This window comes from Actinomadura chibensis NBRC 106107, assembly GCF_001552135.1.
Taxonomy (GTDB): domain Bacteria; phylum Actinomycetota; class Actinomycetes; order Streptosporangiales; family Streptosporangiaceae; genus Spirillospora; species Spirillospora chibensis.
On the sequence record NZ_BCQP01000009.1, the window covers coordinates 49863 to 75585 of the forward strand.

At 74.3% G+C, this 25723-nt stretch carries 23 protein-coding genes; 15 read left to right on the forward strand and 8 right to left on the reverse strand.

The genetic code is table 11. From position 1 onward, the window contains the following. Positions 1–14 precede the first annotated feature (14 nt). Both ACH01S_RS04555 and ACH01S_RS04560 read left to right on the forward strand, forming a co-directional pair. Positions 15–743, forward strand: coding sequence for an alpha/beta fold hydrolase (locus ACH01S_RS04555; protein ID WP_067885670.1), 729 nt, complete (start codon positions 15–17; stop codon positions 741–743). A 52-nt stretch (positions 744–795) separates the two neighbouring features. Continuing rightward, positions 796–1482 carry a GntR family transcriptional regulator gene (locus ACH01S_RS04560; protein WP_067885674.1) on the forward strand — a complete coding sequence of 229 codons (687 nt, stop codon included), beginning with the start codon at positions 796–798 and terminating at the stop codon, positions 1480–1482. A gap of 84 nt (positions 1483–1566) precedes the next feature. Here the strand turns inward: ACH01S_RS04560 and ACH01S_RS04565 are convergent, their stop codons facing one another. Both ACH01S_RS04565 and ACH01S_RS04570 read right to left on the reverse strand, forming a co-directional pair. Continuing rightward, positions 1567–2304 (reverse strand): SDR family NAD(P)-dependent oxidoreductase, encoded by a 738-nt coding sequence (locus ACH01S_RS04565; protein ID WP_067885676.1) that lies wholly within the window; start codon positions 2302–2304, stop codon positions 1567–1569. Next, the gene (locus tag ACH01S_RS04570) at positions 2301–3293 is read right to left on the reverse strand and encodes a methyltransferase (RefSeq protein WP_067885678.1); all 993 of its coding nucleotides are present in this window, start codon (positions 3291–3293) and stop codon (positions 2301–2303) included. Before ACH01S_RS04570 ends, ACH01S_RS04565 begins: the two co-directional genes overlap by 4 nt. Before the next feature lie 109 nt (positions 3294–3402). On the opposite strand from ACH01S_RS04570, the gene ACH01S_RS04575 reads away from it, so the two are divergent. Next, the gene (locus ACH01S_RS04575; protein WP_067885680.1) at positions 3403–4419 is read left to right on the forward strand and encodes an aldo/keto reductase; all 1017 of its coding nucleotides are present in this window, start codon (positions 3403–3405) and stop codon (positions 4417–4419) included. Between the two features lie 22 nt (positions 4420–4441). Here the strand turns inward: ACH01S_RS04575 and ACH01S_RS04580 are convergent, their stop codons facing one another. Beyond that, positions 4442–5839, reverse strand: a complete 1398-nt coding sequence (locus ACH01S_RS04580) for an amidohydrolase (protein ID WP_067885682.1) — start codon at positions 5837–5839, stop codon at positions 4442–4444. A gap of 121 nt (positions 5840–5960) precedes the next feature. Here ACH01S_RS04580 and lipP1 point away from each other — a divergent pair, with 121 nt between their 5' ends. From lipP1 to ACH01S_RS04615, 7 genes are all read left to right on the forward strand, one after another. Then, positions 5961–6908: a LipP1 family hormone-sensitive lipase gene (gene lipP1 / locus ACH01S_RS04585; RefSeq protein ID WP_067885683.1), complete on the forward strand. Its 948-nt coding sequence runs from the start codon at positions 5961–5963 to the stop codon at positions 6906–6908. Beyond that, positions 6908–7660: an ABC transporter ATP-binding protein gene (locus ACH01S_RS04590; RefSeq protein WP_067885684.1), complete on the forward strand. Its 753-nt coding sequence runs from the start codon at positions 6908–6910 to the stop codon at positions 7658–7660. The genes lipP1 and ACH01S_RS04590 overlap by 1 nt, the downstream gene beginning before the upstream one ends. Beyond that, positions 7657–9417 carry a branched-chain amino acid ABC transporter ATP-binding protein/permease gene (locus tag ACH01S_RS04595; RefSeq protein WP_067885686.1) on the forward strand — a complete coding sequence of 587 codons (1761 nt, stop codon included), beginning with the start codon at positions 7657–7659 and terminating at the stop codon, positions 9415–9417. Before ACH01S_RS04590 ends, ACH01S_RS04595 begins: the two co-directional genes overlap by 4 nt. 112 nt (positions 9418–9529) lie before the next feature. Next, entirely contained in the window at positions 9530–10699 is a 1170-nt protein-coding gene (locus ACH01S_RS04600; protein ID WP_083980321.1) for an ABC transporter substrate-binding protein, read from the forward strand. Between the two features lie 61 nt (positions 10700–10760). Further along, complete coding sequence (locus tag ACH01S_RS04605) at positions 10761–11633, forward strand: ABC transporter permease subunit (RefSeq protein WP_067885688.1); 873 nt, start codon at positions 10761–10763, stop codon at positions 11631–11633. A gap of 31 nt (positions 11634–11664) precedes the next feature. Then, complete coding sequence (locus tag ACH01S_RS04610; protein WP_067885690.1) at positions 11665–12771, forward strand: zinc-binding dehydrogenase; 1107 nt, start codon at positions 11665–11667, stop codon at positions 12769–12771. A gap of 15 nt (positions 12772–12786) precedes the next feature. After that, positions 12787–13755 carry an aldo/keto reductase gene (locus tag ACH01S_RS04615; RefSeq protein WP_067885692.1) on the forward strand — a complete coding sequence of 323 codons (969 nt, stop codon included), beginning with the start codon at positions 12787–12789 and terminating at the stop codon, positions 13753–13755. Between the two features lie 34 nt (positions 13756–13789). Here the strand turns inward: ACH01S_RS04615 and ACH01S_RS04620 are convergent, their stop codons facing one another. The 4 genes from ACH01S_RS04620 to ACH01S_RS04635 all read right to left on the reverse strand — a co-directional run bounded on the left by ACH01S_RS04620 (position 13790) and on the right by ACH01S_RS04635 (position 17479). Next, on the reverse strand, positions 13790–14176 hold the full coding sequence (locus ACH01S_RS04620; RefSeq protein WP_067885693.1) for an STAS domain-containing protein: 387 nt from the start codon (positions 14174–14176) through the stop codon (positions 13790–13792). A gap of 84 nt (positions 14177–14260) precedes the next feature. Then, positions 14261–15898, reverse strand: coding sequence for an ABC transporter permease (locus tag ACH01S_RS04625; protein ID WP_067885694.1), 1638 nt, complete (start codon positions 15896–15898; stop codon positions 14261–14263). Beyond that, positions 15895–16809 carry an ABC transporter ATP-binding protein gene (locus ACH01S_RS04630; protein ID WP_067885696.1) on the reverse strand — a complete coding sequence of 305 codons (915 nt, stop codon included), beginning with the start codon at positions 16807–16809 and terminating at the stop codon, positions 15895–15897. Before ACH01S_RS04630 ends, ACH01S_RS04625 begins: the two co-directional genes overlap by 4 nt. Next, positions 16787–17479 (reverse strand): TetR/AcrR family transcriptional regulator, encoded by a 693-nt coding sequence (locus ACH01S_RS04635; RefSeq protein ID WP_067885700.1) that lies wholly within the window; start codon positions 17477–17479, stop codon positions 16787–16789. The genes ACH01S_RS04630 and ACH01S_RS04635 overlap by 23 nt, the downstream gene beginning before the upstream one ends. A 162-nt stretch (positions 17480–17641) precedes the next feature. On the opposite strand from ACH01S_RS04635, the gene ACH01S_RS04640 reads away from it, so the two are divergent. From ACH01S_RS04640 to ACH01S_RS04655, 4 genes are read left to right on the forward strand one after another with little or no spacing between them, the layout of a single operon-like run. Beyond that, a complete protein-coding gene (locus ACH01S_RS04640) occupies positions 17642–18712 on the forward strand; it encodes a FecCD family ABC transporter permease (protein ID WP_067885701.1) in 1071 nt (356 codons plus the stop codon). After that, on the forward strand, positions 18709–19734 hold the full coding sequence (locus ACH01S_RS04645; protein ID WP_067885702.1) for a FecCD family ABC transporter permease: 1026 nt from the start codon (positions 18709–18711) through the stop codon (positions 19732–19734). Before ACH01S_RS04640 ends, ACH01S_RS04645 begins: the two co-directional genes overlap by 4 nt. Beyond that, complete coding sequence (locus ACH01S_RS04650) at positions 19731–20540, forward strand: ABC transporter ATP-binding protein (protein ID WP_067885703.1); 810 nt, start codon at positions 19731–19733, stop codon at positions 20538–20540. The genes ACH01S_RS04645 and ACH01S_RS04650 overlap by 4 nt, the downstream gene beginning before the upstream one ends. Positions 20541–20576: 36 nt before the next feature. Beyond that, a complete protein-coding gene (locus ACH01S_RS04655) occupies positions 20577–23966 on the forward strand; it encodes a non-ribosomal peptide synthetase (RefSeq protein ID WP_246237108.1) in 3390 nt (1129 codons plus the stop codon). On the opposite strand, the gene entS is transcribed toward ACH01S_RS04655, so the two are convergent. Continuing rightward, complete coding sequence (gene entS, locus ACH01S_RS04660) at positions 23967–25235, reverse strand: enterobactin transporter EntS (RefSeq protein ID WP_067885704.1); 1269 nt, start codon at positions 25233–25235, stop codon at positions 23967–23969. 76 nt (positions 25236–25311) lie between these two features. Here entS and panD point away from each other — a divergent pair, with 76 nt between their 5' ends. Further along, a complete protein-coding gene (gene panD, locus ACH01S_RS04665) occupies positions 25312–25719 on the forward strand; it encodes an aspartate 1-decarboxylase (RefSeq protein ID WP_067885705.1) in 408 nt (135 codons plus the stop codon). The last annotated feature ends 4 nt before the right edge of the window (positions 25720–25723 follow it).

Consider the following 25723-nt stretch of genomic DNA (forward strand, 5'->3'; position numbering starts at 1 on the left):
GAGGTGCCTGACGGATGCGCGACCTCGCCGTTCGGACGCTCACGCCCACCCGTCCCGCCGACGCGCCGCCCGTGCTCCTCGTGCACGGCTTCGGCTCGGACGGGAAGGCCGACTGGGTCGACACCGGCATCGCCGAGGCGCTCGCCTCGGCGGGGCGGACCGTCGTCGTCCCGGATCTGCCCGCCCACGGGGAGAGCCCCGCGCCCGCCACCGCCGCTGAGGTCACCGCGCCCGCGATCGCGGCGGCCCTCGTGACCGCCCTGGACGCCGCCGGGGTCACCGAGTTCGACGCCGTCGGGTACTCCCTCGGCGCCAGGATCATATGGGAGCTGCCGTCGGCCGCCCCCGACCGGGTGGCGCGGACCGTCCTCGGCGGGCTGGCCCCCGGCGAGCCGTTCACGGCCGTCGACGTCGAGGCCCTGCACCGCGCCGTCCAGGACGGGACGGAGTGCGCCGACCCCTTCACCGGCATGATCGCCGGGATGGTCAAGGGCCACGGCGACCGCGCGCCCGGCCTCGCGCTCTGCGTGGAGGGACTGCGCGCGACCCCGTTCGCGGGCGGCGCTTGGAACGCCAAAGCCCTTCCCGTCTTCGTCGTCGGCGAGAATGATGAGTTGACACGAGGGATCGGGGGCCTCGCCGAGGAGATCGGGGCGAAACTGGTCACGGTGCCCGGCGCCCACCACGAGGTGCTGGGCGGAGGGCGCTTCCGCGACGTCGTCGTGGACGCGCTGGCGCGGTGACCACCACCCCGACCACGAACTGGGGGCGCGGGCCGAGGATGAGGAGAACCGGGTGAGTGCCGCGAAGAAGCAGGACCAGACCAAAGAGAGCAAGGCCGAGTTCTGCTACGAACTGCTGCGGTCGCGCATCCTGGACGGCACGTACGTCCCCGGGTACCGGCTGGTCATCAACCAGCTCGCCCAGGAGACGGGGGTCAGCACGATCCCGCTGCGCGAGGCGCTGCGCCGCCTCCAGTCCGACGGCCTCGTCGAGGTCGTGCGCAACGTCGGCGCCCGCGTCGCGGTCTTCGACGCCGAGCAGGTGGAGCACACGCTGCAGATCCTGGCCCGCCTGGAGGGCTACGCGACCGCGATCTCCGCGCCGCAGATGACCGCCGCGCACGTCGCCGGGTCCCGCAAGATCAACGACCGGATGGTGGAGGCGCTCCAGGCGTTCGACCCCACCGCGTTCACCGCGCTGAACCGCGAGTTCCACTTCTCGATCTACGAGCACTGCCCCGACTCGCACCTCCAGGCCCTCCTGGAGGCCGAGTGGACGCGCCTGGACCACATGCGCCGGTCCACGTTCAGCTACGTCCCCGGCCGCGCCCGCCGCTCGGTGGTCGAGCACGAGCAGATCCTCAAGCTGATCTCCGAGAACGCCGACGCCGCCGAGATCGAGCGCGTCGCCTGCGCCCACAAGAACGCCACGGCGGACGCCCTCCACACGGCCTCCCACCCGGTCGTCCCCCAGCAGTAGCTCCCGCGCGCGAGACGCGCGAAGAGACGAACGCGCCGTTCCCACCGGGCGATCGGGGAACGGCGCGTTCGGGTTTCTCCGGGGTCACACGAGCAACTGGCCGCCGTCCACCTGGATGACCGTGCCGGTGATGTGGCCCGCCTGGTCGGACGCCAGGAACAGCACCAGCGGGACGATGTCGTCCGTCGTCGCGATCTTGGCCAGCGGGATGCGGGACTCCCAGGCCGCGCGCGCCTCGGGGTTCTCCATCAGGCCCGCCGTCATCGGCGTGTGGACCGGCCCCGGCGCGACGCCGTTGACCCGGATGCCGTGCCCGGCGAGCTCCAGCGCGGCGGTGCGGGTGAGGGCGTCCACGGCCGCCTTCGTCGCCTCGTAGTGGCCGAGCCCGGCCGTGGGCTGGCGGGCGCCGATCGAGCTGATGTTGACGATGCGGCCCTTTGTGTCCCGTTCCAACATCTGGTTCGCGACCGCCTGGGTGACGGTGAACGTCCCGCGCAGGTTCACGGCGACGACCGTGTCGAAGATCTCCAGCGGAAGGGACGTCAGCGGCCCGCCGCCCGCGACCACGCCCGCGTTGTTGACCAGCACCTCGATCGGGCCGAGCGTCTCGGCGACGTGCGCGACCCCGGCGGCGACCGAGTCCGCGTCGGTGATGTCCATGGCGACGGCGTGGGCGTTCAGCTCCTTGGCCGCCCCCGCCGCCGCGTCGGCGTCCTTGTCGGCGATCGCCACGCGGTCGCCCGCCGCGGCGAACCCCGCAGCGACGGCGCGCCCGATGCCGCTCGCGGCGCCCGTGACGAGGACGACCCGCCCGGCGGTCATCGTGCCTCCGCGATGATGATCCGCGGGCTGCCGGGCAGCGCGCGGGTCTCGACCGGCTCCCAGCCGGCGGCGGACAGCCAGCCGCGGACCTCGGCCTCGGGGTAGACGACGGTGCCGTCGATGACGAGGTACTCGCCGGCGTGCAGGGCGTCGATCACGCGCTGCTCGGGGTCGTCGTCGAGGAAGAAGTCGAGCAGGACGAGCGTCGCGCCGGGCGCCGCCGCCCGCCGGGCCCGCTCGATCATGGCCTTGTTCTGCTCGGCGTCGAACCGGTGGACGACGTGCTCCAGCAGGACGAGGTCGAACCCGTCCGGCAGGTCGCCGGTCAGCGGGTCGGACTGGACGACGTCGGCGCGGTCGCCCACCCCGGCCTCGTCGAGCGCAGTGCGGGCGAACTGGACGAAGTCGCCGGGGCCGAGGAACGTCCCGTGCGCCTTCTCGGCCGAGCGCAGCGCCTCGATGAGGAACGAGCCGGACAGCCCGCCGAAGTCGAGGATCCGGGAGAAGGGGGTGAAGTCGAACGTCTCCGCGAGCATCTTCGCGTGCAGCGCGTTGTAGGTCATCACGCCGGTCATGAACGTCTGCATCCGCTCGCCGCCGAGGTCGAGCGGCTGCGGCTCGGCGCTCCGGGTCGTCGCGGCGAACTCGGTCCAGTGCGGATAGCTGATCGCGTCGAGGAAGGCGAGGAACGGGCGCAGGTCGACGTCGTCGCCGGTTCCGGCCAGGTACGCGGCGGTCGCGGGGGAGTTCGCGTACCGGCCGTCCGCGCGGGTGAGCAGGCCGAGTCCCGCCATGGCGTCGCCGAGGATGCGCGCGGTGCGCTCGGGCAGCCCGGCCCGGCCGGCCAGCTCGGCCGCCGTCGCCGGACCGTCCGCGAGGGCCGCGAAGACGCCCGCCTCGCTGGCCGCGAACAGTTGCTTGGCGGCCATGTAGCCGGTGGCGACGCCGAGGATCGAGGAAGGGTCGGCGCCCGGGGAGGGATGCGACATGAAGATGTCTCCTTCGGGGTAAAAGATATGCCAGATGCTATACGATCAGCGTGAACGACGGCCAGGGGTTCCGCCCCTCGGCCCTGCTCAACCGCACCGGAGGTCGGCGATGGAGTTCGCAGAACGGGTCCCGAGACGGCGTCTCGGCGTGCACGGCCCGGAGGTCCCGCTGCTGGCCCTCGGGTCCTGGAACACCTGGGACCGGATGGACCGTGACGACGCCGCCGAGCTGGTCCGGCTGGCGGTCGACCGCGGCGCGAACATGTTCGACGTCGCGCACTACAACTTCGGCCCGCACGCGGAGAACGCCGTCACGGACGTGCTGTTCGGGCAGGCCGTCCGGGACGCCGGGCTGGCGCGCGAAGACTACCTGCTGTGCGGGAAGCTCTGGCTGTGGGAGTACCCGCGCTCCTCGTTCGCCGAGCAGATCGAGGTCTCGCTCGACCGGATCGGCACCGACCGCGCCGACATGGTCGTCGTCGGCGACTTCATGGAACGTCCCGATCTGCACGCCGTGGTGCGGGACGTGTCCGAGCTCGTCCGCGCCGGGAGGTTCGCGTCCTGGGGCGTGAACAACTGGTCGGCCTGCGACGTGCTGTTCGCCTGCCGGTTCGCCGCCGCCGAGGGCCTCGTCCCGCCCTCGTTCGCGCAGCTCAAGTACAACCTGGCCCGGCGGTCGGTGCCCGAGGGCGCGCTGTTCGGCAAGCTGTACGCCGAGGAGGGCCTCGCGCTCCAGGCGTCGGACGTCCTGGAGGGCGGCATCCTCGCCGGCAAGCTCGCCCCCGAGCGCAAGATCGGCGCCGACCCGGGCGGCATCCGGGACCGGATCCGCGCCGCGTTCCCCGAGGTCAAGCGGATCGCCGGGGAGTTCGGCGTGCCGCCCGCGCAGTTCGCCGTCGCCTACACCCTGGCCCACCCGGCGGTCGCGAACGTCCTCGTCGGCGTCTCCCGCGCGGAGCAGCTCGAAGACGGCCTCGCCGCGCTCGGCCTCGCCGCCCGGCACGGCGCCGAGCTGCGCGCGGCCGCGGCGGGCCTCTGGCTGGACAAGGGCGTGGTCGACCCGGCGGCGTCCTGGGGGACCGACGCGCCGTCGGCGCAGGGCCGCGACGCCGTCCCCTGCGGATGAGCCGCCGGGCCGTCCGCCCCGCTCACCCCTCGTAGACGACCTCGCCGCCGAGGACGGTCATCCGCACCGGCACCGACGGCAGCTCCCGCGGCTCGACGGCGAAGACGTCGCCGTCGAGGACGCAGAGGTCGGCGACCTTGCCCGGCTCGACCGAGCCCTTCACGTCCTCCATGCCGTCCTGCCAGGCCGGGGTGACGGTGTAGGCGCGCAGCGCCTCCGCGACCGCGAGGCGCTGCGCCTCGCCGCGCACCGAACCGTCCAGGCCGCGGCGCGTCACCGCCGCCGCCAGCCCGTGGCGCCAGTCCGGGGTGAGCACCGGGGCGTCCGAGCTGAGCGACAGCCGGACGCCCGCGTCGAGCGCGTCGCGGGTGGGCCAGGCGTCCCGCAGGGCGTCGGCGCCGAGCGCGTCCACGATCATCGGCTCGGTCGCCACCGGGATCCCGGCCTGGGTGTTCAGCCCGATCCGTGCGGCGGCGAGGACGGTCAGCGTCCGCGGCGCGAGCAGGTCGCCGTGGATGAGGTAGTGCCGCGCGTCGCGGCCGTCCCTGGCGAGCGCCGTGGCGAGCGCGTCCGCGACGACCCGGGTGGTGCGGTCGCCGGTCGCGTGCACGCCGATCTGGTGGCCCGCGTCGTGCGCCGCGTCGATCATCGTGCGCAGCGCGGCCTCGCGCTCGGCGTCGGAGTTCCCGTCGACCAGCAGCGCGCCGTGCGTGCCGTCGGAATAGGAACGGTCCGTCCAGGCGGTGCGCATGGGCGGGATGCCGTCGGCGAAGATCTTCACGCCCGCGACCCGGAACCGTCCCGGCACGTCCGCGGGCGGCTTGAAGTCGCGCAGCCCGGCCAGCAGCTCGGCGGCCGAGCTGCGGCCGTCCAGCTCCCCGAACAGCGTCAGCGCGGTCACCCGCGCCTTCAGCCTGCCCTCCGCCGCCAGCTCGGCGTAGTCGTGCAGGGCGGCGGAGCCGAAGCAGCCGGTCGCGCCCGCGTCCTCGCCGGGGCCGAGGCCCGGCTCGGTGTAGCTGGTGATGCCGAACGAGGCGAGCAGGTCGGCGGTGCGCAGGATGGCGCGGCGGCGGTCGGCCTCGGTCTCCAGCCGCGGCGGGCCCTCCGGCATGCCGTCCGGCGGGGGTTCGTGCGAGTGCCCGCCGGAACCGGCCAGTTGATCCATCAACAGTGCCGGCCACATCGAACCGAGCCACACTCCATGCAGATGCGAGTCGTTGATGCCCGGCAGGACCGACCGCCCGTGGAGATGGACCACGCGCGTGCGCGGTCCGATGAGGGGCGCGACCGTCTCCGCGGCGCCGACGCGCGCGATCCGTCCGGCGCGTACGGCGACGGCCTCGGCGATGCGGTCCTGCGCGTCGACGGTGTGGACACGTCCACCGGTCAAGACGAGATCGGCGGCGGAAACATCCGGCATATCCTGCTCCAACATCTGGACAGCGTCGATGGGATGCAATTAACGTACACGGAATCAGATACGATTTTGGAGTGTCCGCTCCAGTGGGGAGTCGGACACGCCGGGCCTTCGGAGGTAAACGATGCCCCTGGATCCCGAGGCGCAGCGGATCGTCGACCGCACTCCTGCCGAGGACCCGAACGGGTCGGCCCCGCCCGACCCCGTCGCGATGCGCGAGGGCTTCAAGCAGATGTGGCGGATGCCCGACGACCTGCCCGCCGTCGGCTCCGTCGCCGACACCGTGATCCCGGGCCCCGCGGGCGACCTCCCCGTCCGCGTCTACACGCCCGCCGGGGAGGGGCCGTTCCCCGCGTTCGTCTGGTACCACGGCGGCGGGTGGACGATCGGCGGTCTCGACGAGAACGAGTACTCGTGCCGCGCCGTCTGCGCCGCGGCGGAGACCGTGGTGGTCTCCGTCGACTACCGGCTCGCGCCCGAGAACCCGTTCCCGGCCGCGGCCGAGGACGCCTACGCCGCCGTCGCCTGGATCTCCGCGCACGGCGCGGAGATCGGCGCCGACCCAGCCCGGATCGCGGTGGGCGGGGAGAGCGCGGGCGGCAACCTCGCCGCCGTCACCGCGCTCAAGGCCCGCGACCTCGGCGGTCCGGAGCTGGCCCTGCAGGTGCTCGTCTCGCCCGTGCTCGGCCATCCCGACGACGGGCGGGCCTCCTACGAGGAGTATTCGGAAGGATACTTCCTCTCCAAGTCCAGTATGGACTGGTTCTTTACGACATATCCGACCGATCCGCGCGACCTCGACGACCCGTACCTGCTGCCGCTGCGGTCGAAGAACCTCGCCGGGCTGTGCCCGGCGCTGGTCCTGGAGGCCGAGTACGACGTGCTGCGGGATGAGGGCGAGGAGTACGCCGCGCGGCTGGAGGAGGCGGGCGTCCCGACGGAGCTCGTCCGGTACGAGGGCATGATCCACGCGTTCTTCGGCCCGCTCGCGACCGAGCTGTCGGCGGGGCGCGCGGCGCAGCGGCGGGTCTCCGCCGCGCTCCGCGCCGCCTTCGGGACGGACGGCGCCTGATGACCGCCCCCGCACTGGCCCTGGAGGGCGTCGGCGTCGACCGGGCCGAGGTCCAGATCATCCACGACGTCACGCTCGACGCCGCCCCGGGCGCGGTCACCGTCGTCCTCGGCGCGAACGGCGCCGGGAAGACGACGCTGATGGACGGCATCGCCGGCCTCGCCCCGCTCAGGTCCGGCTCCATCCGGCTGGACGGCACGCCCATCGAGAAGCTCGCCCCCTACAAGCGGGCGAGGGCCGGGCTCGGCTACGTCGAGCAGGCCCGCACCACCTTCCGGACGCTGACCGTGGAGCAGAACCTCCTCGTGTCCCAGTCCGGGGACGGCGACCTCGGCACCGTCTACCGGCTCTTCCCCGAGCTGGAGAAGCGCCGGAGCCTGCAGGCCGGGCACCTGTCGGGCGGCGAGCAGCAGATGCTCGTGCTCGGCCGGGCGCTCGTCTCGGCGCCGAAGGTCGTCCTGATCGACGAGATGTCCCTCGGCCTCGCGCCGCTCGTGGTGCGGCGGCTGATGGGCACCGTCGGCGAGCTGGCCGGGATGGGCATCGCGGTCGTGCTGATCGAGCAGTTCGCGAACCTGGCCCTGGACATCGGCACCCACGCCCACGTGCTGCGCAAGGGCCGCGTCGTCTTCTCCGGCCCGTGCGAGGAACTCCGCGGCGACGAACAGCGCCTGCACCGGCTCTACTTCGGCGGTCCGCCCCTCAGCGGCGCCAAGACCGACGCCGGTGCGGCAGAGAGCGAGCTCGAATGAACGTGCTGGACAAGCGGGGGCTGGGCGTGGGGCTCGGCGCCGCGGCGCTCGCCTGCGCCGTGCTGCCGGTGGTGCTGCCCCCGTACTGGATCTACCTGGGGATCAGCGCGGCGATCAGCGCGGTGATCATGCAGAGCTTCGGCGTGATCGTCGGCCGGGCCGGCGTCATGTCGCTCTGCCAGATGTCCTTCGCGGCGATCGGCGCGTGGGTCATGCTGCGGCTGAACGTGGCGGAGGCCCCCGGCGGCTTCTTCGTGTGGCTGCTGCTCGGCGGCCTCGCCGCGGTGCCGGTCGGCGTCGCGATCGGGCTGCCCGCGCTGCGGATCCGCGGCGTGAACCTCGCGGTGGTGACGTTCGGCTTCGCGGTGTCCACCGACATCGTGCTGAACAGCAACCCGTTCCCGGGCGCCAAGGACCTGAAGATGCTCGACCGGCCCGCGCCGTTCGACACCGACAGCGGGTACTTCATCCTCTGCGTCATCGTGTTCACGATCCTCGCCGTCGCGCTCGGCGCCATCGGCAAGACGCGGCTCGGGCTGTCCTGGTACGAGCTGCGGCACTCCGAGCGGTCCGCCGCCGCGCACGGCATCTCCGTCGCGCGCAGCAAGCTCGCCGCGTTCGCGATCAGCGCGTTCGTCGCCGGGATCGGCGGCGGGCTGCTGGTCGGCCAGCTCAGCCTGGTGGTGCCGCAGAACTTCGCGATGGGGCAGTCGCTCGCGCTGTTCGCCGTCGCCATCATGATCGGCCCGCACCACCCGGAGGGCGCCGTCCTCGGCGGCGTGTTCGGCGCGATCATGGGGACGATCATGGAGAAGATCTCGCTGCCGCAGGACTTCGGCGGCGTGCTGTTCGGCGTGGGCGCCCTGCTCGCGCTGCGCAGCGGGCTCAGCCAGACCGACCTCACCCGGATGCGCAAGCGCGAGCGCGACGCCCGCAAGCTGCTCAAGGAGGTCGGCGACCCCGCCGAGGCGGCCGCGGAGAGCGCCGCCGCGCAGGCGCACGCCGACCCGCCGGAGGCGCCCGCGCCGCGGGCCGCCGCCGACCGCAAGCCGGTCCTGACCGTGAAGGGCATGACGGTCAAGTTCGGCGAGGTCGTCGCGCTCGACGCCGTGGACCTGACCGTCCCCGAGGGCGGGGTCGTCGGGCTCATCGGCCCGAACGGCGCCGGGAAGTCGACCTTCATCGCGGCCGTCAGCGGCTTCGTCGGCTACGAGGGCGCGGTCACGCTGGACGGGCGCCCGCTCGACCGGGTCGTGCCGAACAAGCGGGCGACGCTCGGCCTGCGCCGGACGTTCCAGACCACCGCCATCGCGCCCGAGCTCAGCCTCTACGAGTACCTGACGATCGGCGCGGGCCGGAAGCTCGCGAAGTCCGAGGCGGACGAGCTGCTGGAGTTCTTCGCCTGCCCGCCCGGCGACGTCCCGGTGTCCATCGTGGACGCCGGCACCCGCCGCCAGCTCGACGTCGCCGCGGCGATCGCGGCGCGGCCGAAGGTGGCGCTGCTCGACGAGCCCGCCGCCGGCCAGTCCGCCGCCGAGTCGATCGCGCTCGGCGCGCGGCTGCGGGCCGTCCCCGCGCGGTTCGGGGTGGCGATCCTGCTCGTCGAGCACGACATGGAGCTCGTCCAGGCGACGTGCGAGGAGGTCACCGTCCTGGACTTCGGCCATGTCATCGCGTCCGGGCCCACCGGCGAGGTCCTGGAGGACCCCGCCGTCCGGGCCGCCTACCTCGGCGCCGCGGACGTCCCGGCGTCGTGACCCGCGCTGTCGTAACGAATGTCGTAACAAATCACGTGGTACCACGCCCCGTCGTAACAAGTCCTGTTCCATACCCCCAACCCCATCTCTTCGTGAAGCAAGGGCCTCTGCGATGAAACGCACACACGCGCGCTCATACTCACTGGCGGCCGCGGCCGCGCTCGTCATCTCCGTCACCGGCGCCGGCTGCCAGTCGTCCGGCGGCTCGGACGGGCCGATCAAGGTCGGCGCGATCAACGGCATCACCGGGCTGTTCCAGACCCCCGAGGTCCCGAAGGCCGTCAAGGCGGTCTTCGAGGAGGTCAACGCGGCGGGCGGGATCAACGGCCGGAAGCTGGAGCTGATCAGCAAGGACGACGCGATGGACCCGGCGCGGTCCAGTCAGGCCGCGCGCGAGCTGATCAAGTCCTCGAACGTGGTCGCGTTCGCCGGCTCCTCCAGCGCGGTGGACTGCGGGCTGAACCGCGCCACCTACACCAAGGAGAAGATCGTCTCCATCCCGGCGGTCGGCGTCGACCCGACCTGCTTCACGAGCCCGAACATCGCGCCCGTGAACCCGGGTCCGTTCACGCTGACGACGGCGATGCTGTACTACGCGTCGGAGACGCTCAAGCGCAACAAGGTCTGTATCGACTACACCGTCCTGCCCGGCAGCGGCGGCGGCATCGAGAAGGCCATCAAGGACTGGACGGACCTGACCGGCAAGACCCTGGCGCACAAGAACCTCGCCGTCGGCCAGGGCGACCCGACCCGCTACCTCGTCGCCGACAAGAACGCGGGCTGCGAGGCCGTCCTCTACAACGCCACCGTCGGGCCGTGGTTCCAGCAGGCCAAGACGCAGGGCATGCAGAAGGTCGACTTCATCGTCGCGGCGAACAGCTACACCGACGCCAACGCCAAGGTGATCCCGCCGGACATGAACGCCTACGCCGCCACCGAGTGGCAGCCGTACACCGACCCGACCCTGCCGGGCAACGACCGGTGGGCGAAGCTCGTCGACAAGAACGGCATCCAGAAGACGGCGTTCAGCCAGGGCGCGGTCATGTCGGCGGACATCTTCGTCCAGGTGCTCAAGTCCATCAAGGGCGACATCACCCGCGAGTCGGTGACCAAGGCCTTCAAGAACATGAAGCCGATCAGCTACCCGATGGCGGGCACCCCGTACGTGTTCGGCCCCGGCAACGAGCACAACCCGATCAAGGGCAGCCAGTTCGTGAAGGCGGACAAGGGCGGCTGGAAGGTGCTGCCCGGCGGCTTCACCGTCCCGGCCCCCACGAAGTAGCGGCCTGTCGCCGGGCGCGCTGGACCCCTCCCGCGCGCCCGGCCCCACCCGGAGGTATCCGATGGTGAACTCTGTGATCGCCGGGCTGTCCAGCGGCGGCGCCTACGCGCTGCTCGGCCTGTGCGTGGTGCTGACCTACCGGCTCGTCGCCGTGGTCAACTTCGCGATGACGGCGGTCGGCGCGATGGGCGCGTTCGTGATGGTGTCGCTCACCGACAGGGGAGTGAACGTCTGGCTGGCGCTGCTGGTCGGCGCGGCCGCGGCGGCGCTGCTGTCCGGCGTGTTCGGCGCGGCGCTCGTCCGCTGGTTCGCCGGGCACCGGGAGCGGACGAAGGCGGCCGTCACCGTCGCGCTGTACGTGGCGCTGACCGCGATCGGGGTGCGGCTGTTCGGCGGCAACTCGACCGGCGCGCACCGCTTCCCGAACCCGTTCGGCGACCCCGTCTTCACGGTGGGCAGCGTCGTCGTCCCGCAGTCGGTGCCGGTGGCGATCGGGTTCGCGCTGCTCATCACCGTCGCCGTCGGGCTGCTGCTGACCCGCACCCGGCTCGGGCTGAAGCTGCAGGCGCTGTCGGAGCGGCCCGGCACCGCCGAGGTCGTCGGCATCCCCGCGCCGCGGCTCGCGGTCGGCGTCTGGGCCGGCGTCGGCGCGATCACGATGCTGGTGATCGTGCTGGTCGCGCCGCGCCTCGGCGGCGACTTCGGGACGCTGTCCGGGCTGATCAGCACCGCGCTCGCGGTCGCGATGGTCGGCGCGTTCCGCAGCCTGCCGCTGACGCTGCTCGGCGGGCTGATCCTGGGCTGCCTGGAGGGCCTGTCGTCCTCCATGGACTCGATCCAGAAGTACCAGGGCGTCGTGCCCTTCCTGGTGATCCTCGTCCTGCTGTGGTGGCGGAGCCGCCGCGAGGTCTGGGACACCGCGCACAGCCGGTAGGCGTGCGGAGAAGAGAGAGAAACGAGGCAAGATGGGTCACCCGACCGCTACCAGGGCCGCGGTGCTCCGCGAGCACGGCGCCGAGCTCAGCCTGGAGGAGCTTCCGCTGCCCCCCGAGTGCGAGCCGGGCGCGGCGCTCGTCAGGGTCGACTGCGCGACGCTGTGCGCGACGGACGTGCACCTCTGGTCCGGCGCGATGTCGTTCCCGGAGATGCTGCCGATCGTCCTCGGGCACGAGACGATGGGCACCGTCCAGGCCGTCGGCCCGGGGACGCGCGACGCCCTCGGCCGCGAGGTCAAGGTGGGCGACCGCATCGGCTGGTCGGAGTCGGTGTGCGGGCACTGCTACGGGTGCACCGTGCTGCGCAACCCGGTCGCGTGCGCCGAGCGGGGCTACGGCTTCCTCCTGCGCGCCGACCGGTTCCCCTACGCCACGGGCGGGCTCGCCGAATACAACTACGTGACGCCGGGCGCGCTGAAGCTCGTCCTGCCGGACGACGTGAAGGACACCTGGGCCGCGTCCGCCGGGTGCGCGGTCAAGACCGTCCTGCACGCGTTCGACCGGGCCGGGGGAGTCCGGCCGGGGTCGGCGGTCGCGGTGCAGGGCGCGGGCGCGCTCGGGCTCGTCGCGACGGCCGTGGCGAGCGTGTCCGGCGCCGGCACGGTGATCACCATCGGCGCCCCGGACGACCGGCTGGAGCTGGCCCGCCGGTACGGCGCGGACGTGACGATCGGGCTGGACGGCGACGCCGACTCCCGGGTCGCCGCCGTCATGGACGCGACGCAGGGGCGCGGCGCCGACCTCGTCCTCGACCTCGCGGGCGCGCCGGGCGTCGGCGCGGAGGCGATCGGCATGGCCGCGTTCGGCGCGTCGTTCGTCATCGTGGGCAGCACCGGGCCGCGGCCGGAGCAGCTCGCGCTCGGCGCGATCATGGGCAAGGAGCTGAACGTGCGCGGCTCCCTCAACGGCGACGTCGGCGACCTGCACCGCGCCGTCGAGTTCCTGCGGACGTTCCAGGACCGCTTCGCCTGGGACGACCTGTTCGGCGCCCCGGACGGCCTCGGCGCGGCGTCCGGGGCGCTCGGCTCCATGTCCCGGCTTGAGCAGGTCAAGGCCGTCATCCACCCCAACAGGTAAGGAACAGCTCGCACCGTGTCCCCAGAACGGAAGATCCCCCAGCGCCGTCTCGGCTCCGCCGGGCCCGAGGTGGGCGTCCTGTCGCTCGGCTCCTGGCACACCTACGACCGCATGGACTTCGGCGAGGCCGTGAAGATGCTCCGGCACGCCGTCGACTCCGGAATCAACCTGTTCGACGTCGCCGTCTACGGGATCCCCGGCGTCCACCCGCCGGTCTTCACCGACGTGCTGTTCTCCGCGATGGTCCGCGCCGCCGGGCTCGCGCGGGACGACTACCTCCTGTCCGCCAAGCTGTGGCTGGAGGGGTACCCCGAGCACTCGCTGCGCGACCAGCTCGCGAACGCGCTGTTCCGGGTCGGCGCCGACCACGCGGACGTGGCCGTCCTCGGCGACATCCGCAGCGACGACCTCGACCTGAAGGCCCTCGCCGAGGACCTCGCCGCGCTGGAGAAGGAGGGCCTGCTCGGCTGCTGGGGCGTGAACAACTGGTCGGCCACCGCCGTCCGGACGATCCGCGAGCACGCCCTCGCCGCCGGGTCGCCCGGCCCGCAGCTCGCCCAGCTGAAGTACAGCCCGTGCCGCCGCGCCATCCCGGACGGCGAGCCGTTCGCGGCCGTCTTCGCCGAGGGCGTGTCGCTGCAGGCGTCCGACGTCCTCGAAGGCGGCATCCTCGCGGGCAAGTCGGGGGAGTCCCGGCAGGTCGGCCGCGACCCCGGCGACATCCGGCCGAGGATCCACGAGGCGGCGCGCGGCATCGCCGACCTCGCGGCGAGCCTGGACGCGACGGCCGCCCAGCTCTGCATCGCGTTCACGCTGACGCACCCGTCCACGAGCACGGTGCTGTTCGGCTCGACGAGCATTCAGCAGCTCACGGACAACATCGCGGCGCTGGACGTCCTGGAGCGCGTCGGCGCGTCCGAGCTCAGGACGCTGATGGACCCGTACTGGGTCGACCGCGACATCGTCGACCCGGAAGGGCCGTGACGGCCGTCCGCTGATCAAAGGGGAGGCGCCGCGGTCAGGACTCCGTCAGGGCCGCGAGCGCCTCCTCTTGCGTCGGGTGGGAGATGAGGTGGCGGTCCAGGCCGCTGCGCTCGATGATCGTCCGCAGCCGCTGCCGCGGCCGGGCGAGGACCAGCTCCCCGCCCGCCCGGCGCGCCGCCTTCCACAGGACGATCAGGGCGTTCAGCCCCGACGAGTCGCAGAACCCGACCTCGCCGATGTCGAGGACGACCCGCGGGGGGCCGTCCAGCTCCCGCATGTCCAGCAGGACGTGCTCGCGGAGCTGGTCGGCCGTCAGGATCGTCAGCTCGCCCTCCGCCTCGACGAGCAGGCAGGGGCCGCGGGTCATGGTGCGGACCCGCAGCGGGTCGACGGGCCGCGGCCCGTCCGCGCCGAGAGACATGCCGGTCACCTTCCGTCGTCGCGGGCATCTCGGTACCCGCGAACGGCCAGGTCATGCGGCCGCCTCCGGGCGGAACGCGGCGGGTCAGGCGATGTCGCGGCGGCGGAGGGCGAGCAGCCCGGCCGCCGTCACCGCCGCCGCGACCGCCGTCAGGACGGCGAGCGGCGTCGCGGCGAAGTCGCCTCCGGGCAGCTTCGGCGTGTGGGTGAACGGCGAGACGTCGAGGACGCCCTGCGGCAGGTCCAGCAGCGGCCCCACCTGCCCGAGCAGCAGGCAGGCCGCGAGCACGCCCCACCCGGCGGACGTCGCCCGGGGCAGCGCGGCGAACAGCAGGAACGCGACCGCGGCGATCACCCACACGGACGGGAGCTGGGCCAGCGCGGCGCCGAGCTGGCGGACGAGCCGCCCGTCCACGTCGCCGGTCCGGGCGCCGTGGACCAGCCCGGCGGTGAACCCCGACAGCAGGAGCAGCACGGCCGTGCCCGCCACGGTGACCGCGAGGTTCGCGACCGCCCACCGGACCCGGCCGACGGCGGTGGCGAGGAGCGGTTCGAGCCGTCCGGCGCTCTCCTCGGCCCGCATCCGCACGACGGTCTGCACCGCGTACGCGGCGGTGAACAGGGCCATGAGGCTCATCGCGGTGGCGAGGAACGCGTCCGCGAGGTCCCCGCCGCCGCCGAGCTTGCGGATGTCGTCGAGGACGGCCTCGCTGCCGTTGACCAGGTCGCCGACGCCGTCGGCGACGCCGCCGATGGCGAACCCGTAGATGCCGAACGCGGCCGCCCAGCCGAGCAGCGCGCCGCGCTGGAGCCGCCACGCCAGCGCGAGCGGGCTCCGCAGCGACGGCGCCGCCGCGGCCGGGCCGAGCGAGGGCGCGAGGATCCCCGCGCCGAGGTCGCGCCGCTCGGTCAGCGCGTAGGCGACGGCGACGAGCGCGGCGGTCGCGGCGAGCGGCAGCAGCAGGACGGCCCACTGCTCGTCCGCGCAGGGGCGCACCCGCTGCGCCCACCCGATCGGCGACAGCCACGCGACCCAGTGCGCGGACCCGGCGTCCGCGATGCCCCTGAGCAGGTACGCCGCGCCGAGCACGGCGAACGCCAGCCCGTTCGCCAGCCGGGACGTCTCGGCGAGCTGCGCGGTGACGGCCGCGACCCCGGCGAACACGGCCCCGGCGCCGAACCACGACAGGCCGAACGCCACCGAGCCCGCCACCGGCATGCCGAACAGGACCATGACGGCGGCGGCGACCGCCGCGAGGACGGCGGCGGCCGTCCCGGCGGTGAGCAGCGCGGCGGTCAGCGGCGCGCGGCGCCCGACCGCGGCGGCGCCGACGAGCTCAAGCCGCCCGCTCTCCTCCTCGGCCCGCGTGTGCCGGACGACGAGCAGCACGCACATCACGGCGGTCAACGCCGCGCCGACCGCGCCGACCCGCCAGGCGCTCAGCCCGCCGACCGTCCCGGGGTTCAGCACCGGCCCGTACATCGCCCGCGTCGACGGGTTCCCGTTGATCCCGCGCGCGAAGGACGCGAGCGCCTCCGGCGTGTCGTACTCGTTCTTGAAGCTGTAGACGGTCCCGGCCACGAGCGCGGTCAGCCCGTAGATCCAGGACGGCACCATCACGCGGTCGCGGCGCAGCCACAGCGTGAGCAGCCGCGCGGTACCCGTGAGCCCGCCCTCCCGCCGCACGGGCCGCGCGGCGGGGCGCAGAGCCGCCGCAGTCATGACGCCTCCTGAACCAGGTCGTCTTCGTAGTGCCGCAGGAACAGTTCTTCGAGGGTGGGCGGGCGGCTGGTCAGGCTCCGCACGCCCGCCGTCGTGAGCTGCTTCAGGGCGGCGTCCAGCTCGGACGTCTCGACCTCGAACCGGATCGTGTTGCCCTCGATCCGGACGTCGTGCGCGCCGGGGAGCGGGAGCCCGTCCGGCGGGGCGGCCAGCTCCGCCGTGATGGACGTGCGGGTCAGGTGCCGCAGCTCGTCCAGGGTGCCGGTCTCGACCGTCCGGCCCTTGCGGATGATGGTGACGCGGTCGCAGAGCGCCTCGACCTCGGACAGGATGTGGCTGGACAGCAGGACCGTCCGGCCGCGCCGCCGCTCCTCGCGGACGCACTCCTGGAAGACCTCCTCCATGAGCGGGTCGAGGCCGGACGTCGGCTCGTCCAGGACGAGCAGCTCCGCGTCCGACGCGAACGCCGCGACGAGCGCCACCTTCTGCCGGTTGCCCTTGGAGTAGGCGCGGCCCTTCTTGCGCGGGTCGAGTTCGAACCGGTCGAGCAGCTCCGCGCGGCGGGCCGGGTCGAGGCCGCCGCGCAGCCGCCCGAGCAGGTCGATCACCTCCCCGCCGGACAGGTTCGGCCACAGCGTGACGTCGCCGGGGACGTAGGCGAGCCTGCGGTGCAGCGCGGTCGCGTCCCGCCACGGGTCGCCGCCGAGCAGCCGGGCGTGGCCGGAGTCGGCGCGCATCAGGCCGAGCAGGATCCTGATCGTGGTCGACTTGCCCGCCCCGTTCGGGCCGAGGAAGCCGTGCACCTCGCCGGGGGCGGCGCGCAGGTCGAGGCCGTCCAGGGCGCGCGTGCGGCCGAACGTCTTGACCAGGCCCTCCGCTTGGACCGGGTCAGCCTGGACCGGGTCGGTCATCGTCGTCTCCCTTGGTGTCGTTCGCCTCGAAGTCGTCCATCACGGCGCGGACGCGCTCGACGAGCTCCCGGCTGAGCAGCCGGTCGTCGAACACCTCGAAGACGGCGCGCCGCAGCCGCAGCGAGCCCTCCGGGGTGAAGGTGTCGGCGCCGAGCACCCGCGACAGGTGCTCGTGCAGCACCTCGATGCCGACGGTCATCGCGACCGTCGCCGCCGCGTAGGCCCGGGGATCGCGGGTCGTGGGCCGGTTGACCCCGGCCGGAGGGTCGGCGAAGTACTCCTCCGTCGTCTCGACCAGCTCGTCGAACAGGTGGGCCGCCGCCTCCGAGCCGTCCACCAGCGCGCGCGCGAGGTAGCGGCGGACCGGCAGGTCGGCGCGCATCGTCGCGGCGAGGAAGCCGGGATCGGAGATGCCCCCGGCGGCCGACGCGGCGCTGAGCCGGCGGACGGTCTCCAGCGCGTAGGCGTCGCACGCCGCGCGCAGCTCGTCCTTGGACCCGAAGTGGTGCTGGACGAGCCCGACCGACACCCCGGCCGCCTCGGCGATGCCGCGGAACGTCGCGCCCTTCACGCCGTGCTCGGCGAGCTGGAGCAGCGCCGCCTCGCGGATGCGGGCGCGGGCGGTCAGGTCCTCGGGTGGCGGTCGCTCGTCCCGGCCGGCCGCCGCCATGTCCCGTCACCCCCAATACAAGCGTTCAACTTCCAATATGCATGTATACCATACGCTCATATTGTCGGTGGGCGCGAGCGGGTGAGGCAGGGGTCTGGGTTGAGGGGGTTCTGGCACGGATTGCCCTTCACCGAGCAAGTTAGCTTAGGCTAGCCTTAGCGCGTGCTTCCCCTTGTGCGACGACGTTCCGGGCCCCCGGCGGGGGCGGACGGCACGCGCGCCGGAGCCCTGCGGACCGGGCGAAGGGCAAGGCTCGGCTGGATCGCCGTCCTCACCGTCCTGCTCCTGCTGACCGTGGTCGCGAGCCTCGCGATCGGCGCGGAGCACGTCCCGCTCGGACGCGTCCTGCCCGGCGTGCTCTCCCCGGACCCCGGCTCCCGGGACGAGCTGATCGTCCACGAGCTGCGGCTGCCGCGCACGCTGCTCGGCGTGGCCGTCGGGGCGGCGCTCGGCCTCGCGGGCGCGGTCATGCAGGCGCTCACCCGCAACCCGCTCGCCGAGCCCGGCCTGCTCGGCGTGAACGGCGGCGCGGCCCTCGCCGTGGTCGTCGTCATCGGGACGGTCCGCGCCGACGACGCGCTCGTCTACGTCTGGGCGGCGTTCCTCGGCGCGGCGGGCGCGGCGGCCCTCGTCTACGGGATCGGCGCGCGCGGGCGCGGCGGCGCGTCGCCCGCCCGGCTGGTGCTCGCCGGAGCCGCGGTCAACGCCGTGTTCAGCGCGCTGACGGCCGGGCTGATGCTGCTCAGCCCGCGCAGCTTCAACGGCTTCCGGTTCTGGCAGGTCGGCAGCCTCGGCGGCCGCGAGATGTCGGTCTTCCTGCGCGTCCTGCCGTTCATCCTGGCCGGGACGGTCCTCGCGCTGCTGCTCGCCCGGCCGCTGAACGCGCTCGCGATGGGCGACGAGGCGGGCCGCGCGCTCGGCTCGCGCCCCGGCCGGACGCGCGCGCTCGGCGCCGTCGCGGTCGTCGTGCTGTGCGGGTCCGCGACGGCGGCGGCCGGGCCGATCGCGTTCCTCGGACTGGCGGTGCCGTTCATCGTCCGGACCGCGGCGGGCCCCGACCAGCGCCTCGTCCTGCCGTACTCGCTGCTGCTCGCGCCCGTCCTGCTGCTCGGCGCGGACGTCGTCGGCCGCGTCGTCACCCCCGGCGAGCTGGAGACCGGGATCGTCACCGCGTTCCTCGGGGCGCCGCTGTTCGCCGTGATGGTGCGGCGGGGAAGGACGCGCGACCTGTGAGGGTGCTGCGAGCGGGGACGGTGTCCCTGCGCTGGGAGCCGCGGGCGGCGGTGGTGTGCGGTGCGCTCGCGCTGGTCGCGGCGGGCGCGGCCGTGCTCGTCGTCGGCTCGGGCGATTTCCCGATCTCGCCGCCGGACGTCGTCCGCGCCGTCGCCGGGCAGGGCGACCGGGCCACCGAGTTCATCGTCACGACGCTGCGGCTGCCGCGCGCCCTCACCGGCCTGCTCGCCGGGCTCGCGCTCGGGCTGAGCGGCGCGATCTTCCAGAGCGTCTCGCGGAACCCGCTCGGCAGCCCGGACCTGATCGGCTTCACCACCGGCTCGGCGACCGGGGCGCTGCTGCAGATCCTCGTGTTCGGCGGCGGCGCGGTCGCGATCACGGCCAGCTCGGTCGCGGGCGCGGTGCTCACCGCCCTCGCCGTCTACGTCGTCGCCTACCGGCGGGGGAGCGGCGTGCACGGCGTCCGGCTGGTGCTGATCGGCGTCGCGGCGGCGGCCACGCTGGAGGCGCTGAACTCCTACCTGATCACGCGGGCCGAGCTGCACGAGGCGTACGAGGCCGCGTTCTGGCTGACCGGCAGCCTGAACGGGCGGGACTGGAGCCAGGCCGTCCCGCTCGCGATCGCGCTCGCGGTGCTCGTCCCGGCGGCGCTCGCGCTCGCCCGGCCGCTCGGCATGGGCGAGCTCGGCGACGACGCGGCGCGGGCGCTCGGCGTGCCCGTCCAGCGGACCCGCGCGCTGCTCACCGTCGCCGGGGTCGGGCTCGTCGCGGCGGCGACGGCGGCGGCCGGGCCCGTCCCGTTCGTCGCGCTCGCCGCGCCGCAGCTCGCCCGGCGGCTGACCCGGCGCCCCGGCGCGCAGCTCCTGCCCGCCGCGCTGACCGGCGCCGCGCTGCTCGCCGCGGCCGACCTGATCTCGCTGCACCTGCCGGTCGCGATGCCGGTGGGCGTCGTCACCGGCGTCCTCGGCGGCGCGTACCTCGCGTGGCTGCTGTCGACCACCGCACGGAAGGGGACGACATGACCGGGCTCCACGCCGACGACCTCACCCTCTCCTACGAGCGGCGCGTCGTCGCCGAGAACCTCTCCGTGGAGATCCCGGACGAGTCGTTCACCGTCATCGTCGGCCCGAACGCGTGCGGGAAGTCGACGCTGCTGCGCGCCCTCGCCCGCCTGCTCCGCCCGCGCGCCGGGACCGTCTTCCTGGACGGCGCCCCGATCTCCGCGCTCCCGCCGAAGCGGCTCGCGCGGCGGCTCGGCCTGCTGCCGCAGTCGCCGCTCACCCCGGAAGGCATCACGGTCGCCGACCTCGTCGCGCGCGGCCGCTACCCGCACCAGGGCCTGCTGCGCCAGTGGTCGCGCGAGGACGAGACCGCCGTCGCGGACGCCCTCGCCGCCGTCGGCGTCGCCGACCTCGCCGACCGGGTCGTGGACGAGCTGTCCGGCGGCCAGCGGCAGCGGGTGTGGCTGGCGCTCGTCCTCGCCCAGGAGACGGGCGTGCTGCTGCTGGACGAGCCGACCACCTACCTCGACATCGCCCACCAGATCGAGGTGCTGGACCTGTGCGCGCGGCTCCACGAGGAGGGGCGGACGCTCGTCGCCGTCCTGCACGACCTCAACCACGCCTGCCGGTACGCGACGCACCTGATCGCGATGCGCGGCGGCGAGGTGCTGGCCGCGGGGCCGCCCGGGGAGATCGTCACCGCGGAGCTGGTGGAGCGGGTCTTCGGGCTGCCGTGCCGGGTCGTCCCGTGCCCGGAGACGGCGACGCCGATGGTCGTCCCGGCCGACCGGCGGCGGGCGCGGGCGTTGACGGCCGACACCCTCTAAATTAGGTTAGCCTTACCTAACTTGAGGGGAGTGCCGGTGTCGACCGTGCTGACCTGGGACGAGCTGCACGACGCCCTGGCCGAGGTGCTGGGCGAGCCCGCCGGGGCCGACGACAACCTCATCGGGCTCGGGATGGACTCGATCCGGCTGATGCAGCTCACCGGACGGCTGCGCCGCCGCGGCGTCGAGGTCCGGTTCGCCGAGCTGGCCGAGCGCCCGACGCTCGCCGAGTGGTGGGCGCTGCTCGCGGCGAAGGGCCAGGCGGGGGGCGCCGCCCCGGCGGACGCCGCCGTGCCGCGCGAGGAGGCCGCCGTGCCGCGCGAGGAGATCGAGCCCGCCGAGCCGTTCCCGCTCGCGCTCATGCAGCACGCGTACTGGATCGGCCGCGACTCCGGCCAGTCGCTCGGCTCCGTCGCCGCGCACCTGTACGTCGAGCTGGACGGCCGCGCGATCGACCCCGCCCGGTTCGAGGCGGCCGTGCGCGCCCTGGCCGAGCGGCACCCGATGCTGCGCGCCGCCGTGTCCGACGACGGGACGCAGCGGATCCTGCCGGAGCGTCCCGGGCCCGCGGTGACCGTCCACGATCTGCGCGGGTCCGCCGACGCGGACGGCGAGCTGGCGGCGATCCGCGCGGAGATGTCCGAGCAGCGGCTCCCGATCGAGGACGGCCGCGTCTTCGACGCCCGCCTCAGCCTCCTGCCGTCCGGCGAGTCCCGGCTGCACCTGGACGTCGACATGGTCGCCGCCGACGCGATGAGCTACCGCGTCATGCTCGCCGACCTCGCCGCCCTGTACGAGGGCGAGACGCTCGCGCCGATCCGCTACGGCTACGCCCGCTACCTCGCCGACGACCCGCGCGCCGAGGCCCGCGCGAAGGACCGCGAGTGGTGGGCCGCGCGCCTCCCCGACCTGCCCGGACCGCCGGAGCTCCCGGTCGTCGCCGAGCCCGGCGACCGCGTCGAGCGCATGCACCACTGGCTCGCGCCGGACGAGCGGCGGCGCCTCGTCGCCCGCGCCCACGCCGAGGGCGTCACCCCGGCGATGGCGCTCGCGGCCGTGTTCGCCGAGGTCATCGGCACGTGGTCGGCGTCGCCCCGGTTCCTGCTCAACCTGCCGCTGTTCCACCGCGAGCCCGTCCACCCGGACGTGGACAAGGTCGTCGGCGACTTCACCGGCTCCATCCTGCTGGAGGCCGACCTCACCGCCGACCTCCCGTTCGTCGAGCGCGCGCGTGCCGTCCAGGCGAACCTGCACGCGGCGGGCGCGCACAGTGACTACTCGGGCCTTGAGGTGCTGCGCGACCTGTCCCGGCTGCGCGGCGAGCAGGTCCTCGCGCCGATCGTCTACACGAGCGCGCTCAACCTCGGCGAGCTGTTCGGGGACGCCGTCCGGGAGCGCTTCGGCGAGCCCGGCTGGATCATCTCGCAGGGCCCGCAGGTCCTGCTGGACGCGCAGGTCACCGAGGTCTCCGGCGGGCTGCTGCTGAACTGGGACGTGCGCGTCCCCGCCTTCCGGGAGGGCGTCGCCGAGGCGATGTTCGCCGCCTACACGGCCGCGATCGCCCGGCTCGGCGCGCCCGGCGCCGACTGGGACGCGCCGCTCGGCGTCGCCGCGCCGCCGTCTCAGCTGCGCGTCCGGCACGGGCTCAACGCGACCCCGGCGCCGCCGCCGCGCACGCTGACCGAGGGGTTCTTCGCGCACGCGCGCACCCGTCCGGACGCGCCCGCGCTGCACTGGGGCGACACCGGGACGCTCACCTACGGCGAACTGGCCGAGCGCGCGCTGCGCGTGGCGTCCGCCCTGGTCGCGGACGGCGTGCGCCCCGGCGACCGGGTCTCGGTCGAGCTGCCGAAGGGACCGGAGCAGGCCGCCGCCGTGCTCGGCGTCCTCGCCGCCGGGGCCGCCTACGTGCCGATCGGGCCGGAGCAGCCGGAGGCCCGCCGCGCCCGGATCCGCGCGTCCGCCCGCGTCGCCGCGTCGCGCACCCTGGACGCCGCCGCGCACGTCGAGCCGCTGCGCGAGCCGGTGGCGGTGCGCCCGGACCAGACGGCGTACGTGCTGTTCACGTCCGGTTCGACGGGCGAGCCGAAGGGCGTCGAGGTGCCGCACGGCGCGGCGATGAACACCATCGGCGACCTCGTCGAGCGGTTCGCGATCGGTCCCGACGACGTCACCTTCGGGGTTTCCGCGCTCGACTTCGACCTGTCGGTGTTCGACCTGTTCGCGGCCTGGCACGCGGGCGGCGCGGTCGTCCTGCCCGGCGAGGACGAGCGCCGCGACGCCGCGCGCTGGGCCGACCTGGTCGGGCGCTGGTCGGCGACGGTGCTGAACTGCGTCCCGTCCGTGCTGGAGATGCTGCTGCGCGCCGGGCGCGCGGACACCCTGCGGCTCGTCCTGCTCGGCGGCGACTGGGTCGGCACGCACCTGCCCGCCCTGCTGGCCGAGCGCGCCCCCGGCTGCCGGTTCGTCGCCCTCGGCGGGACGACCGAGACCGCGATCCACTCCACCGTGCAGGAGGTCGCGGGCCGCGTCCCGGACGACTGGCACGCCGTCCCGTACGGGGTGCCGCTGCGCGGCGTCGCCTGCCGGGTCGTGGACGAGGCGGGCCGCGACCGCCCCGACTGGGCGGCGGGCGAGCTGTGGATCGGCGGCTCCGGCGTCGCCGACGGCTATGCCGGGGACCCGGAGCGCACGGCCGACCGGTTCGTCGTCCATGAGGGCGCCCGCTGGTACCGGACGGGCGACCTCGCCCGCTACCGCCCGGACGGCACCCTGGAGTTCCTCGGCCGCCGCGACCACCAGGTGAAGGTGCGCGGCTTCCGGATCGAGCTGGGCGAGGTCGAGGCGGCGCTGCGCGACCACCCCGCCGTGGGACGCGCCGTCGCGCTCCTCGCGGACGGCCGCCTCGCCGCCGCCGTCGAGGCCCCGGACGGGCTCGACCGGGACGCCGTGCTCGCCCGCGCCCGGGAGCTGCTGCCGCCGCACATGGTGCCCGAGGTGCTCGTCCGCGTAGCCGCGCTGCCGCTCACCGCGAACGGGAAGGTCGACCGCAAGGCGCTCACCGCCCTCGCCGCCGAGGCGGGCGGGGCCGCGGACGCCTACGTCGAGCCGGAGACGCCGCTGGAGAAGGTGCTCGCGCGGATCGTCGCGGAGGTGCTGGGCGTTGAGCGCGTCGGCGCGGACGCCGACTTCTTCGCGCTCGGCGGCGACTCCGTCCTCGCGACGACCGTCGTCGCGCGGCTGCGGGAGGCGCTCGACACGACGGCGCTGCCCGTCCGGGTGCTGTTCGCGGAGCGGACCGTGGCGCGCGTGTGCCGCCGCCTCGCCGAACTGGAGGACGCGCCCGGGCGCCTGGAGGCCGTCGCGGCGATCTGGCTGGAGGTCGAGGCCATGACCGAGGACGAGCTGGCCGCCCGCCTGGGCTGATCAGCCGGGTTCCGGCTCCGCGCGCAGCGTCGCCGTGCGGAGCCCGGTGAGCGTGAGCGCCAGGGCCAGGGCGAGGACGGCGCTGACCGTCCCGAACAGGACGATCACCGCGCCCGGCGCGAGGTAGCGGCCGAGCGCGCCCGCGCCGAGCGACCCGACGGCGCCGCCGCCGGTCTCCTGCGCGGCCCACAGGGCGTTGACGCGGCCGAGGTGGGAGTCGGGCGTGTGCGACTGGATCAGCCCGTACCGCAGGATTTCCTCGACCGACTGGGCGAACCCGTAGGCGAACAGGATCGCGACGGCGAGCGCCGCGTGCCGGGCGAGGCCGAGGCAGGCGAGCAGCGCGAAGCCGGTGACGGACGCGGCGAGCAGCGCGCGGCCGGGCGCGCGGAACGTCCCGGCCCAGCCGCTCGTCAGGGACGCGAGCACCGCCCCGCACGCCGGGGCGGCGAACAGCAGCCCGACCGTGGTGGGGCCGCCGTCCAGGGCGCGGGCCGCGAACGCGGGCATCAGCACCGGGATGCCGCCCGCGACCATGAACAGCAGGCCGAGCAGCATGAGCGAGCCGACGACCCGGTGGGAGGCGACGAACCGGAACCCGTCCCCGATGGCGCGCAGCGGGTGCGCGGGCTCCTCGCCCGCGGTGTCCGGCCTGAGGACGGGGAGGCGGGTGAGCAGCCCGATCGTGCCGAGCGTCCCGGCCGCCGCGGCCGCGTAGTTCCAGCCGACGCCGAACGCGGACACGACGACGCCGCCGAGCGCGGGCGAGGCCATCGACCCGAGCCGGACGGTGAGCGCGTTCAGCGCCCCGGCCGCGACCAGCTTGTCCGGCGCGACGAGGGCGGGCGTCGCGGCCAGCAGCGCGGTGACGCTGACGCCGGTCGCGAGGCCGTCCCAGGCCGCGAGCACGTAGATCGCCGCGACCGACGGGGACGGCAGGAACGCGTTCAGCGCCAGCAGGACGAAGCCGACCCCGGCGGCGGTCCGGGCGCGCAGCATCAGCCGCCGCCGGTCGCGCCGGTCGGCGAGGACGCCGCCCCACAGGAACCCGGCGAGGAGCGCGAACCCCTCCGCCGCGGACACCGCGCCGACGTGCGCCGTCGACCCGGTCAGCGCGTACACCTGGACGGGGACGGCGACCGCGAGCATGCCGATCCCGAACACCGAGACGGTGCGGGCGACGAACACGTCGCGGAACGGCGCGCTGTCGCGCAGGGGCGTGATGTCCATCGTGAGCCGCCGGAGCAGCCGTCGGGGCGGTCGGGGCATCGCGGGGTTCTCCTCAGCCGGGGGAGTAGCTAAGGTAAGCCTAGCCTTAGTTGGTCTTGAGGAAGAGGACGCACCGGTGCTGCGCTCGCTGATGAACGGAAAGATCCACCGTGCCACCGTCACGCAGGCGGACCTGCACTACGTGGGCTCCCTGACGATCGACGCCGACCTCATGGAGGCGGCCGACATCGTGGAGGGCGAACAGGTCCACGTCGTGGACATCACGAACGGGGCCCGGCTCGTCACCTACGCCATCACGGGGGAGGCGGGCAGCGGCGTCATCGGGATCAACGGCGCGGCGGCCCGCCTGGTCCAGCCGGGCGACCTCGTCATCATCATCACCTACGCGTCGGTGGCGGAGTCCGACCGCCACCGGCACGAGCCCCGCGTCGTCCACGTGGACGGGGCGAACCGGATCGTCGCGCTCGGCTCCGACCCGGCCGCGCCGGTCCCCGGCGCCCCCGCCCAGCTCACGGGGCGGTGACCGG